Source organism: Bacillus cereus, assembly GCF_015071065.1.
Lineage (GTDB): Bacteria > Bacillota > Bacilli > Bacillales > Bacillaceae_G > Bacillus_A > Bacillus_A cereus_BA.
The window spans coordinates 17,208-30,882 of record NZ_VOVA01000002.1 but is presented as its reverse complement, the minus strand read 5'-3'; the positions used below and the strand labels follow the sequence as shown (position 1 = coordinate 30,882).

The following is a 13,675-nucleotide window of genomic DNA, read 5'->3' as shown; positions in this document are numbered from 1 at the left end:
GAATCCAGCTCACTTTTTTCGTTTCGGGAAGATATTAAAGAAAATAAATTAAAACTAACAAAAAAACTCTGTAAAATCTATTACAGAGTTTTTTGCCAATCATTTATTGTTTTGCATATCGAATACGAACGTTATCGTCCATATGATAAATTTGTAATGTGTTTCCATCATAGTTTTGTAATTTGTACATTATACTATCATTTGTTAGCTTCACTTCTTGACCATCTTTAACTGCTTTTGTTACTTTTAAGGATAACTGGAATGATGGAACATCTACCGCATATGTTCCTGTTAAGTAGTTATCTTTATTCGGATAAGAACCATTCGCATAAGACTCAAATGTTTTATCACCTTTTAGTACTAACGTAGTTTTTATGCCACTACCGTAATCAATACCCCAATTACCAATAATCTCAGTACCGTCTTTGATGTTCTTCTTCATGTTTCCATAACTAATTCCTAACTCTTCCTCTGTACCAACTGTACCTACAAATACACCAGTTTTAGCTTGATTTTTATCTGTTTGAGCCTGACTACCAGTAGTTGGGTTTGTTGATGTAGAACTACTAGAACTACTTGTTGTACTAGAAAGTTTATCTGTGGTTGTATCACCTTTTACTTCGGATCTTAACTTATCGAATGTAGGTTTCCAAATACGTTTTGCTTCCTCTAGTTTTGTATTTGCTTTATTTAAGATTTCCTTATCAGTCTCTAAGCTGAAACCTTTATCGTTGAATAACTTCTCTATTTCACCGAATGTTTCTCTTAGTTTACCTGTAGCTCTTTCAATCTCTTTTTGGTCTTCTTTATGTTTTGGTGGTGCGGAAATCTTCTCTATCTTATCAAATACTTTATAGATGTCTTTAATACTATCTAATACCTCAGCTTTTGATTTACTTCCATTTCTCAAATCCCTTACAGAAGCATCATAGTAATCGAATCGTCTTAACATATCTTGTTCAATGTCCAATAAATATTGTGCATAATCTTCATCTAAAATACGAACCTTTTGAACATCTTTACTTTCTTCTTTCGAATTAGTTGATTTTTCTTTCGTTTCAGAAGACTTAGCTTTACTTGTTTCTTCTGTCTTTTCTTCTTTACTTGCCGATTCTTTTACTGTAACACAACCACTTAATAACAATGCAACTGGAACTGCAACAGCTATTAGTTTCTTCACTTTCATACCTCATACCCCTTTGAGTGATGTATTCTTAGTTGGTTTTACTAGCGATACTCTTTGCTGCTTCTTCAAACAGTTTTGAACCTTCTTGTGCTTTACTTACTGATTGATGCATTTTACTCTCGTCTTCTTGGTCCAATGCATCAAAGAGAAGCTGGAAACAATCCGCATATAGTTCCATTGACTGCTTTATCTTCGCCTGTTCTCCCTGTAACTCAGGAGGTGCTTGTAGATTCTTCAGTTTCGTTGCGGTTGCCTTTGCTCCACCTAAACTCAGTTGTACTTCACTTTTCTTTTGTTTGTATGACTTTACGTCTGAACCTGCTATTCCTTCAATTAATTTCATTGTATCTTCAATTTGAGTAGCACTGTTTATGATATCTGACTTGTATCTTTCAACATCTGAACCAGTTACCTTACCAGTTGAAGAACTAGAAGAAGTTGAGTTGTTTGAAGAAGAACTTGGTTGACTACTTGATGAACTACTATTTGTACCTTCACCTTTCGCTACAGATAAGCTATCCTCTTTTTTGCTATCAGTTGACTTACTCTCTTTTTCAGAATTCTTACTCTCTTTCTCTACCTTTTGCGTTTCTTCTTTCTTTGGTTCAGCTTTCTTACCATCAGTTTCAATTGTAATACAACCACTCAATAACATAACTGGTAACGCTAAACTTACTAATTTCTTTGCTTTCATGATTCCTAATACCCCTTTATTTGTAAAATTTAGTGCAAACAAGTTAATATACTTAACTAAAAAATTTACCCCGAAAAATTTCTTAGAATCCACTCCCCATAGATTTCCTGTATATTCATAATCTTTCCGTATATATCATTTTACAAAGAATTACATATTTGGTCAAAGGTATTTATGTAGTCTTGAAAGGTAAATTTACTAGATGAAAAGATAATTTTTATTTTGTTTTTTATCTCTTCATCCTCTAAAAGTTTCATTTTTAAACCTTTTCATCACAAGGAAAAGAAGCTAACAATAAATTGTTAACTTCTCAGCTTAAGGAAAAATAGTATCTTTCCTTATCTTCTACTATCTAGATTGTGATTTAATATTTGTAAGATGAGCATCAAACATATCAATTATTTCAAGAAATCTATCAGCTTCACGAAATACATGGTCTGCTAATAATGGATGAATGATACTCTTTATTTTACATTGCTCAATTAAATCACGTGCCGTTTTCTTAAAATCCCGAAGAGATGTGACTGACACACGATTTTGATCTAAAAATTGATCTAAAAGAGGAACTGTTTGAGATTGTGGTTTCATAGATTCTAAGTCAATTGCTTGATACATTAATTCATCAAAATCATTGCTGAAATTCCGGGCTGTATCTACAAGCTTTCTTTCCGATGGATCAAGAAGATGACCAATAAATTTAGCATGGTCTGTCATAATCCTTAAAAAGAAAACGTTTTCTAAAATAATCAGCTTCCCTACTTGTATGGTCAACTAACAGCGGAAAATTATTTTGCCCTGGCAATTTACATGTGAGAATTAATCCTAGAATTTTTCGTTTAAATCCCCAAATATTAGTTGCAGCTTGTTGTACTTCTGAATTAAATCTTTTTATTTGCCCAGGATCTGTTTCATTTGTATAGGAATACGCTATTTGTTCGATATGTTCAAACAATCGATAAAATTGATTAGCTTCTTCGATTAATTGGGTATCCTCACATCTAAACCCCAATCGAAGAAAAGAAGAATGTTCCTTCATGATTCTAGACCAAAAACGAATTTCATTTAATGATCGTTCAACAAACATTACAGACGTAACACCCGTATCAGGATGTAATGAGGTTTCATCCCTATTCATTCTTAATCCCCCCAGTAAATACTATGCTAGTTCCATTCTTATGAGTAAATATAAATGCCATCAATAAAAGTTCATGATGAATCTCGTATATATGTAAAATTAAACTTATATAAGCTTAACTTGATGGACATGGACATGTACTTGCTCCCCTCAAAAGAAAAAAGACTACCAACCTAGATGTAAAGTTCTACTAGGTGGTAGCCTTTCAAAATTTCTATTAAAGCAATACCGAATCTTTATCACTATCCTGATTACGTTTCTCTCGTTCTTCTTCTAAGCGCTTCATATATACTTCGCCTTCTTTTTCGATAAACTCATTATCCATATCTTGCTCTTTTTTCGAAGTATATAAAACCATGTAGCCACTTAGTACGATACCAACGATTACAAGATAAACCCACCATGGTAAAGTTTCCACTCTACTTCATTCCTTTCCTTAGACAAGCCTTATTAGTTTCACTGTATGAGGAAAGAAGTGGATTTATGCTAAAATTTTATTGTGGATTCTTCGCGAAGAACGCTTGTACATATTCCATAAACTCGATTGGCTCCTGACGAAACGGTGCGTGGTATCCTTTTTCAATGATATGAAACGTACTATTTGCAAATAACTGATGATACAGCTCACCATTTTTCCAAGAAACGCTCTTATCGTTCCTACCCCAAATAATTAAAGTCGGCACCTTAATTTTATCAGCTTCCATCGCAATGCGGCGCTCTCTCATTTTCGTAAGCTCATCATAATGCTTTTTATCATCACGACTATTTTTCACTTCATTTTTATTATAATCCGTAATCTCTGTTACAGTTTGTAAGTCCGTTGATAGTGGCGGCACTTCATAACTTTCTTTTTGCTGGAAAGACTCTATCCCTGTAGAATCCGCTAAAACGAGATGAGTAACCGCGTCCGGATATAAATACGCTAAATTAAGAGACATCTCTCCCCCCATCGAATGACCAAGTACCGCAAATTGATCATATCCAAGTTTCTTCATTAACTTATAATATAAATTCACTTGCGCAGGAAACGAATACTGAAAATCAATCGGCTTAGAAGAACGCCCAAATCCTAAAATATCAATAGCGATAATCGTATGATCTCTCACGAGTTCCGGATAAATATCACTAAACCCATCTGAAGAACCCCCAAACCCGTGAAGCATAAGTAAGGGCGGTTTTCCTTCACCAATTTGTTTAAAATAAATCGTCTGTCCATCGATCTGCGCCATCTTCTCTTTCGTATTGAACTTCATCATAACAGTATCCTTCACTTCCTCAACCTTCGCAATCGGTTTATCAACGAAGTTACATACTATTAACAAAACAAGCACAATACCGCTAATCATATAAAACTTAAACCGTTTCAAAATCCCCGTCTCCTTTCTCATGTTGCTATTTAAAGTTTTTACATTTTTTGGTTGTTTTATGTTTTCTTTTTAATTGTAACCGCACTAGTTACAATTGTATTAAAAAAATATAACTCACTGCTATTACAGATGGTTATTTTGTAACTATTATAGTTACATATGAAAAGTAAGTCAATTCTTTTCTCTGCAGAGCCAAAAAATAAAGAAAGGAACTTCATGTTGAAGTCCCTTTCTTTATTTTTATTATAGTTGGCTTACTCCGCCGCCGTCGCCTTTATTATCTGCTGGCGCTCCGCCATCTCCTTTATTGAAGTTAGCTGGTGCTCCACCTGTTTCGCCAATGTTAACGTAATCTGGTCTTGCTGGTGCCCCTCCAGTATCCCCTCGAGTAGCGTATTGATTAGATCCAGTAGAACTGTTTAAGCCTATTGCTAAAGTCGCCAAAAGTGCTAATCCCGTTATTACTCTACTAAGTTTTTTCATTATTTCAAAGCTCCCTTTTCTAAATATTTTTTATTCGTTTTATTATTTATATAAAAATATTTACTTGCTTTGATATGATTATCTTCTTCATAAAATTGCATTGCTAATTTTTCGCTGTATTCTTTTATGCATTCTAACAGATTTTTACTTTCAAAATACGCAATGCTTTCTAATACAATTTTCTCCATTTCATTCGCATTAGAGCCCTTATTCAATTCTCCCAATATCATAAAACGATATTGAAATTCTTTATTTTTTAATTCATTACATATTTCAATTCCCATCGCAATATATTTTTGCGCTAACTCAGTTTTACCCAATTTACAATACTCTTCAGCCACTGTAAAAATCGCTTTATAATGTTTAGGTAATTTTTTAGCAACTTCAGAAGCATGTCGAATTGCTAAATCAGATAGATTTTGAGTACCATATAACCAACCTAAATTGTTTCTAATCATCAGAACGTACTTTCTATGATTTACTCTTTGGAATACATCTAAAGCAATATTAAAACTTTCTTCAGCTAATTCAAATTGCTTTAATTCCACGCAACATAAACCATATATATTTTCACATAATGCAACATTAATTTGGTACCCAGGATGATTTACAAATTCTTCTTTCGCTTTTTGAATATGGTGAATAGCTTTCACTTCCTGGTATGTATGATAGTAAAATTCACCTAAACGATAATTAAATTCTGCTTTTTCACAAGGATTTTGAATGTATTCTAATAATTTTGCTGCCTGTTCAAATTCTTTACTAGCTTCCTCATAATTTTCAACCATTCTAAAATAAAGCGCTTTAAACAAATGATAATAATAAGCTAGCACACCTTCTTGTGGAACTTCAAAAGATTCTACTTGATTAAAGTTACCTTCTTTAATGGAAACCCAATCATTCAAAACTTGATACCTAAAGTTCAACAACGCACGATATAGCAATACATTCTGATCCACGTCCAACCCACTAATCTTACTATCAATCTCTTCCTTCATTTCCGTAGCTTTCTCTATGTTTTGCTGCAACATTACACGATACCAATTATCTAAAGAATGTTTCATTTGCTCCTTCGTTACTACATCTGCTCCCATACACCTGCATCCCCTTTTCTCCAAACTTACAAAATTAGGATATTTATACAATTATCCAAATTGTATACTACCACCCCTTTTCTATGTATTGAAAAACAATTATCAGAAAATTTATAATTTAAATTAATTATACCAAATATTTCTTTTTCGAAAACTTGAGAAACAATTGTCAGAAAACTTTATAGACCAAATAAAAAAACAAGCAATTCCAGCGATTCGCTAAAACTACTTGCTCTTCTACTTATTATCTCTAAACAAAAATGTATTTTAAATCGTACATTTTTACTCTTTAATAAATTCCTTCGTACTTCTCACTGTATCAATCGGACGAACTAATTTTTCAATTTCTTCACGTTTTGGCTCTAGGAATGGAGGTAAAGATAATTTTTCTCCAAGTGTTTCATAAGGCTCATCTCCCATAAAACCAGGGCCATCTGTCGCAAACTCGAATAAAATTTGCGGCGCAACTCTTGCGTATAATGACTCAAAGAAGTGACGATTTACATAACCAGATGAAGGGAGTCCAACTCGACTTAGTCGCTCAATCCACTCTTCTAATACAGCGCGATCCTCTACGCGGAATGCTGCATGATGCACTGTACCAAAACCTTGTTGTGCTTCTGGAAGAACTGTATTATGTTCTACAATGACAGATGCACCGTTTCCACCTTCATTCACTTCAAATAAATAGAATTCTCCTTCTTGAGCAATCTCTTTAAATAATAGAACTTTTTCTAACACTTCTTTGAAATAACTAAAGTTCGCGATACGAATAAACACAGGTCCTAAGCCAGTAATTGCATATTCTAATGGAACTGGCCCATTTTGCCAAGGTGTACCTGATTCCACCCCTTTATCCAATTCATCTGAGATTAATTGATAGTGTTGATCATCAAAATCAACGAAAGAAAGAGTCTTCTTACCGAATTGCTCTTTGATTCCTGTATGTTTCACTTCAAGACGATCAAAACGTTTCACCCAATATGCTAGTGCTGCATCACTTGGAACGCGGAATGAAGTTTTTGAAATTTCATTTGTACCGTGTACACCTTTTGGAACGCCTGGGAAGTCAAAGAAAGTCATATCCGTTCCTGCGCTACCTTTATCATCTGCAAAGAATAAATGATACGTTTGAATGTCATCTTGATTTACCGTTTTTTTAACTAAACGCATTCCTAAAACGTAAGTGAAAAATTCATAGTTCTTTTCTGCACTACTTGTAATCGCTGTAACGTGGTGTATTCCTTTTAATTGGTTCATTTTATATTCCTCCAATAGTTTTAATTTATCTTTTAGGGTTATATGTCTGCTCGCTGGTCAACGAAGCGCGTGTTTATAAAGTGAAACTTTAATCAGTGGGGGTTTTGTTCATCCCGCACTGATTATTAGCCCTCACCAATCGGGCGTTTACGGGCAGCAGGGCTCCCACCTAACTTCTTTGCTTCAGCCGAATTTTGAGGTGGGAGTTTTACTGCCCGCAAATAGCGGGATAAAAGTAATTATTTCATTTTACTAATCAAGTGATAGCCAAAAAATAATTCGTACGAAAGCAATTTAGAGAACGAATTGTACCTTTCTCATATGACTCATTTCCTTTCGTTATTATCACTTTACAACTCAAGTGATTAAAAAGCAAGGGATTTATCTCGGATTCGAGATATTTTCGATATCTCATTATTAGTTTAGTTAAATTCTATATGTTTTGCGGCGTAATTATTTTCATGTCTACTGATAATAAAATCATTTCACTCACCAAAATAAATAGCCTACAATCAAAGAACTGATTATAGGCTATTAAAATTCTTTAATAGTTAAATATCCTTACAATAACTTGTAATTTTAGCGAATAATAAAGTTATTTCATTTCCAGATAGCGAATAATTAATATTAGTAATTCTCTGTTTCATTAAACGATTTATTTTATATATTCCAAAAATCACTATTTATATCACTGTTATATTTATAATCAACCTTTTCTTTACCACATTTTTCGCACTTATAAATATTAGCTGTCCCAATCTGCCCTGTTTTAAAATTTTCGCTATTCTGGGTTTTAATGAATTTATAATTGTGTATACATCTGGGTTCTCTTACTTTATCCATCCATTTTCCTAGCATAAAGTAATCACTCTCCTTAAAAGAATATTCCTAATACACTTCTATATTTAGAATACTCTACAAAAGGTTTCCCATCAACGAACACGTCCTCTTGCCTCCCTTGCACCACATGATATGCAAAAGAATTGTTTTGTTTAAAATCCGTTTTTTTATTGACAACAGACTCTCATCCTTTAGCTTTACACCAGCTAATGCAATATAAATTTGCCGTATGATTTACATCTTTTTCTCTCATTATTTGTTTCCTCATCAAGGAATAAATAATGGTTTTTAAAGCTGATTGCAGTTTCTTCCCTTATCGGGACAATAAAAAATGGTGTGAAAACTTAATTTCACACCATTTTTTTAAACAATTTTATTGTCATGCCACACTTAATGAGGCCATCTATCCACAATCTTAGTTATGGAACGTCGGTTTATAGAACGAACGATTATCAAGAGCAAATACACGCTCTGTGTATTCGCCTGGTTTTGTGCGTCCTAATGCGCGGTCCATCATGTTCATTTTTGCATCTAAGTTGTCGATGTAGTGCAGAATTTCTGCTTCTTTTACTAATGGTGGTTTTGGGCTACCCCATTCTGCTTTTCCGTGATGGGAAAGGACGATGTGCTGAAGGATTAATACTTCTTCTGCATCGATTTGTAGTTCATCTGCTGCTTTACCAATTTCGTTCACCATGATAGAAATGTGGCCTAGTAAATTTCCTTCTAACGTATACGTTGTAGAAATTGGGCCAGATAGTTCGAATACTTTACCAAGGTCGTGTAAAATAACGCCTGCATAAAGTAAATCTTTATCTAACGATGGGTATAGATCCGAGATAGCTTTCGCTAAATCTAGCATCGATACAACGTGGTAAGCTAGTCCAGATACGAACTCGTGATGGTTCTTTGTCGCTGCTGGATATTCTAAAAATTCATTTTGATGCTTATTTAACAAATGTCTTGTTAGACGCTGAATGTTCGGGTTTCTCATTTCAAATATGTATTGCGTAATTTTTTCAACCATATCTTCTTTTTTTATTGGAGCTTTTTCTACAAAGTCCGAGATGTCCGTTACTTCATTCTCATTCGCAACACGAATTTGTTTCACACGTAACTGAATACGTCCTTTGTAGTTTAGAATATCACCAGCTACTTTAACGATCGTTTCCGCTACATATTGTTTCTCAACTTCTGGCGATACATCCCATAGCTTCGCTTCAATATCTCCACTTGGGTCTTGTAAGATTACTGTTAAAAACGGCTTTCCATTACTTGCGAGACCTTTTGTCGCTGTTTTAATTAATAAGAAAACATCGACTTGTTCACCAACTTCATATTCTGCAATTTTCTTTTTCATTCGAATTCCTCCACCAAATCAATTACTTTTAGTATAGCATACTACAACTCATTTTCTTTACGCTTACGTGTTAATTTTATAATCTGTTTTTCTGTAAAATACGTTAATAAATGCGCATGACATGTAAAGAAGATAACTTGTCTATCTTTCGCAATTTCCTTTATTAGTTCAATCGTTCGATTCGTCCTTACCGCATCAAAATGCACGAAACTATCATCAATAATAAATGGATAATCATGCTCAAACGTTTTTGCTAATGCAAATCGTAACGATAAATATAACTGCTCCGCTGTCGCTTGGCTCAGTTCATGACTGTAAAAACGCATACCATCGTTACGTTCGACGATGAACGGTTCCGCCTCTGATGGCGAGAATATTTTACTATATCTTCCGCCCGTTAAATAAACGAAATACTCTTCGGATTTTTGTAAAATACGCGGAAGATGCACTTCATGATAATATTGCTTCGTTTTCGTTAAAACCGTCTTTGCGGCCGCATATGCAGCCCATTTTTTCACTTGTTCACGCACTTGCGATTTTTTCATTTCCCACTCATGTAGTAAATCACCATACGTACTGCCTTCTTCTAAATTCGCAATTTCTATTCGATGTTTCGCAATACGCTCTGTCAATTCTTTCTCTTGCGCCAGACATTGTTGCGCGGCTGTAATTTCTTGCTTTAATTTTTCATCATAACCGTCAGCCTCATAATGCTCAGCTAATGACAAACTCGTTAAGCGCTGTTCTAAAAGATCAATTTGAGGTAATAAACGCCCCACTTGCTTATCTGCATCTTCACGTTTCTCTGCCAATTTTCCTGCTTCTAAAAACATCTCTTCATCAGTAGAATCTGCGATATGCCATAAGCCATCTCGTTCTACTAGTAGTTGTTTTAATTGCTCTTGCATGAACTCGAATTCTTCTTGCCATTCCGCCCGCTTCTCTTTTAGCTGCTTACAAGTTTGGCGCTTCTCTTTCTCATTTTGCATACGACTTTGCGCCTCATGCAAATTACTATACTCTTTACTACCGATAACAGTTTCTAGTTTATGTTCAAAGTGCGAAATCATTTCATACAATGAAGATTTGCGCGCGCCTCGCTTCTCTAAATCACGATATAATGACTGCATTTTTTCAATACGCTCAAACGCTGGCAATATGTGCGCATACGTATAAAATTCAGGGAACATATAGCGCGTTTTATACGCATCTACTTGTTCTCCCTCGCGGAACGTTTCCCGTTCCCATTCCTCATACGATGAAACGACTTTATCATAAGCACGTTCCATTTGCTGCAATTTATAAGACTCTCGCTCAAATAACTTTCGAATCTCTTCATCCTTTTCTAACTGATAGCGAACCGACATCGCCTCTTCACTTTGTCGCCCGCCAGCACTTTGCTGAAGAGTAAGCAGCTCTTCTTGTAATCCACCCGAAGGATCTTTATATAAAACGAGTGCAAGGACAATCCCTACAAAAACAATAACACTAATAAATAACAGCACGCGGTTATCTATAAATAGACTCGTGAATAAAATGCCCGTGTTAATAAGAAGTAACAGAAGACAAATTCTTTGCCACTGTTTTTTCTTTTGCTTTGCAAATCCTGCTTTCTCTTCATACTTACGCTTCATTCTCTCTGCGCCCATACCGATAAACGCCGCATCTTGAAATGATTTTTCTTTCTCAACTAACGTATTTCGTTCTTCATCCGCTAACATTTGTTTCTTGATCTGTCTTATATTTTCTTCTTGCTCTTCTAATTGCTCCTGAGCCGTTTTAAAACGTTCATCTAGTTGTGCTTTTTGCGTTTCTAATTCGCGCGCCTTTTGCACCGTTTGTGTAATTAATTCTTTCGTCGCTAAACTTATATCAAATGAAAGAACAGTCTCTTTTTCAAAAGTAGCGCCAATTTGTTGCTCCAGTTCTGCGATTTCTTCTTTTATATTCGCAATACTTCCTGTCATATCACGCATTTCTTGGCGTGTATTTTCATAAGACATATGCTGCATACGAAGTTCTTCTACATAACTTTCTTTTTGTAAAAATGCTTCATCTATTTCTGTGGAATCAATTTCTGATTGCACTGTTTCTATCTTTTTTTGAAGTGAATCTACTTGTACTTGCAGCGGTTCTATCTTTGCTTTTATCGCCTCATAGCGCACCATTCCGTTTACAGGAAACTGCCCGTTCTCGTTTTCTAACACTTTCTCGTGCGCACTCTTTTCAATAACGAGAGGCTCAAGCGCTGCTAATATTTCATAGTCTTGCTTTCGTTTTTCGGCACTCTCTTTTTCCGCACGAACAGAGGCAAGTTTCTCTTCACTTTCTTTTAGCTGCTCAACTTGCTTTTCATACGTACCAATTTTCCCTTGCCACTCTTTCATCTTCTCTTCAAGCTTTTTCATTTCTTGCAGTGACACGTTAATTTCAGGATTACGACCACTCGGCTTAAAACGCTGATTCATTTCTTTTTCTAATCTTTTATCTAATTGTAATAACGCATCGCTTCCAACTGCACTTGCCGAAAATAAATAATTACCGATATCCGCTTCGCCGAGCTGATGAATATTTTGAAGACCATGCATATCAAATGAAAAAACAGAATCAAATAAGCTTTCATTCACACCGCTTAATATATCGTTTAAAATATCTTCGCCGCCAGTTTTCCCGCCTTCAAAATAAACGGTCACTTCACCAGATGCCGTCTTTGGCAATCGTTCAATTTTCAAACGGCCGTACTTCTCTGTTTGAACAGTCATCGCCCCGCCGTACTTCCCGCCTTCTTTTGGCTCATAACGGCGCTGGCCTCTCGTCGGAAAACCGAATAAAATACTTTTCATAAACGAGCGAATTGTCGATTTCCCTGCTTCATTTTCACCGTACAACACCGTCAGCAATGAAAGATCCATTTCCACATTTTCTAGTTTTCCATAGCCATAAATATGGAGTTTTTCAATTCTCATTTTTTATCCCTCTCTTGCTGGAATAATTGCTCTAAAATAATATTTTCCGCTTCCTTTTGAATCTCTCTCTTCTCTTCTTCCGTAAAAGCTTCAATGCTATTACGTGCTACAGGAGATGTCCAAATGGTGCGTAATACGCCGTCCATATTTGTAAAAGCTTCTAACTCCTGAAGCACACTACCGACGAAATGATTTTCCGCTTTCAAACGTTCAATTTCCGCAAAAGAAACCGTCTCGTTTTTCCACTTCATCGCATACACAAAATCTTTTCGCTCTTCTCCCGCTGCTAAAATATGAAAAATCTCTTCCACACGCTTGTCTTCACGCAAATAAGGAGAAAGTGGCCCCTGCCCTATAAATACGACAGTTAAAAGCGTGCCTTCCTCTTCTCTTCGGCATTCATTCATCGCATTTGACGCGCTCGTCATAAGATCATCAACAGTTTCAATTCCATCGATACTAACTTCAATCTCATCCCACACAACATCCGCCGTATGGAAAAATGAACATTGCGATCCTTGTTTCGTGAGTTCAATAAGGTACGCACCCTTTTCCCCTGTTTCCTTCCGATGACGCCCTTGTATATTACCTGGATAAATAATGCATGGCTCTTCCGATAAAATTTCACGTTTATGTATATGACCAAGAGCCCAATAATCAAACTGCTTTTCTTTCAGCTCACGAATTTGAAACGGTGCATAGCGATTATGCTCTGCATCCCCTTCCACACTTCCGTGAAGCATTCCAATATGAAAAGGCGCATCACTCATTTTCGTATACTGCGCTGTCATATTATCCGTTACCGCTTGCTGCAAATAACTAAAACCGTAAATAGAAGCTAACAGCTCACCATTTTTATAAAACGACTTCTCTTCTACATAAGGCTCCGTAAACACATGAACATTTTCCGGAAACTCAATTGCCGCCCAGCTTCCCCCTAAATGATCGTGGTTACCATGAATAATAAAAATGGGGATATCATAATGCGAAAGTCGCTTCATTTGCTCACGCACAAACACTTGCGCTCGTAAACTTCTCGTCTCCGCATCATACAAATCCCCAGCTAGTAATACGAAATCAACGCGCTCTTGAATTGCTTTATCAACAATACGCTCGAATGATTCAAACGTACTTTGCTTCATTCTCTCCCAAACAGACTGTGGTACATTCATTTCCATCCCTTTAAACGGACTATCCAAATGCAAATCAGCCGCATGTATAAATTTCACTTGTTTCACAAATAAACGATCCTTTCTATGTTTCAAAAGTTTCATCTTATCCGCATGAACA

11 protein-coding genes and 1 pseudogene are annotated in these 13,675 nt (G+C 35.6%); all 12 read right to left on the bottom strand.

What is annotated here, in order from left to right; all coding sequences use genetic code 11:
• Positions 1-103: 103 nt before the first annotated feature.
• The 12 genes and pseudogenes from FT637_RS06105 to FT637_RS06050 all read right to left on the bottom strand — a co-directional run bounded on the left by FT637_RS06105 (position 104) and on the right by FT637_RS06050 (position 13,623).
• Positions 104-1,186, bottom strand: a complete 1,083-nt coding sequence (locus tag FT637_RS06105) for a DUF3994 domain-containing protein (protein WP_193645548.1) — start codon at positions 1,184-1,186, stop codon at positions 104-106.
• A 28-nt stretch (positions 1,187-1,214) separates the two neighbouring features.
• The gene (locus tag FT637_RS06100) at positions 1,215-1,880 is read right to left on the bottom strand and encodes a DUF7018 domain-containing (lipo)protein (RefSeq protein ID WP_193645547.1); all 666 of its coding nucleotides are present in this window, start codon (positions 1,878-1,880) and stop codon (positions 1,215-1,217) included.
• 348 nt (positions 1,881-2,228) lie between these two features.
• A pseudogene (locus FT637_RS06095) lies at positions 2,229-3,015 on the bottom strand (DUF2935 domain-containing protein).
• A gap of 217 nt (positions 3,016-3,232) precedes the next feature.
• The gene (locus tag FT637_RS06090; RefSeq protein WP_000449223.1) at positions 3,233-3,433 is read right to left on the bottom strand and encodes a sporulation YhaL family protein; all 201 of its coding nucleotides are present in this window, start codon (positions 3,431-3,433) and stop codon (positions 3,233-3,235) included.
• Positions 3,434-3,509: 76 nt separating this feature from the next.
• Positions 3,510-4,382, bottom strand: coding sequence for an alpha/beta fold hydrolase (locus FT637_RS06085; protein WP_193645546.1), 873 nt, complete (start codon positions 4,380-4,382; stop codon positions 3,510-3,512).
• 243 nt (positions 4,383-4,625) lie between these two features.
• Positions 4,626-4,865 carry a Phr family secreted Rap phosphatase inhibitor gene (locus FT637_RS06080; protein WP_193645545.1) on the bottom strand — a complete coding sequence of 80 codons (240 nt, stop codon included), beginning with the start codon at positions 4,863-4,865 and terminating at the stop codon, positions 4,626-4,628.
• Complete coding sequence (locus tag FT637_RS06075; RefSeq protein ID WP_193645544.1) at positions 4,865-5,959, bottom strand: tetratricopeptide repeat protein; 1,095 nt, start codon at positions 5,957-5,959, stop codon at positions 4,865-4,867. Before FT637_RS06075 ends, FT637_RS06080 begins: the two co-directional genes overlap by 1 nt.
• Before the next feature lie 282 nt (positions 5,960-6,241).
• Positions 6,242-7,219: a ring-cleaving dioxygenase gene (locus FT637_RS06070; protein ID WP_193645543.1), complete on the bottom strand. Its 978-nt coding sequence runs from the start codon at positions 7,217-7,219 to the stop codon at positions 6,242-6,244.
• A 660-nt stretch (positions 7,220-7,879) separates the two neighbouring features.
• On the bottom strand, positions 7,880-8,077 hold the full coding sequence (locus FT637_RS06065) for a hypothetical protein (RefSeq protein ID WP_193645542.1): 198 nt from the start codon (positions 8,075-8,077) through the stop codon (positions 7,880-7,882).
• A gap of 397 nt (positions 8,078-8,474) precedes the next feature.
• Complete coding sequence (gene yhaM / locus FT637_RS06060) at positions 8,475-9,419, bottom strand: 3'-5' exoribonuclease YhaM (RefSeq protein ID WP_193645541.1); 945 nt, start codon at positions 9,417-9,419, stop codon at positions 8,475-8,477.
• 41 nt (positions 9,420-9,460) lie between these two features.
• Complete coding sequence (locus tag FT637_RS06055; RefSeq protein WP_193645540.1) at positions 9,461-12,385, bottom strand: ATP-binding protein; 2,925 nt, start codon at positions 12,383-12,385, stop codon at positions 9,461-9,463.
• On the bottom strand, positions 12,382-13,623 hold the full coding sequence (locus FT637_RS06050) for a metallophosphoesterase family protein (RefSeq protein ID WP_193646224.1): 1,242 nt from the start codon (positions 13,621-13,623) through the stop codon (positions 12,382-12,384). Before FT637_RS06050 ends, FT637_RS06055 begins: the two co-directional genes overlap by 4 nt.
• Positions 13,624-13,675: the final 52 nt, after the last annotated feature.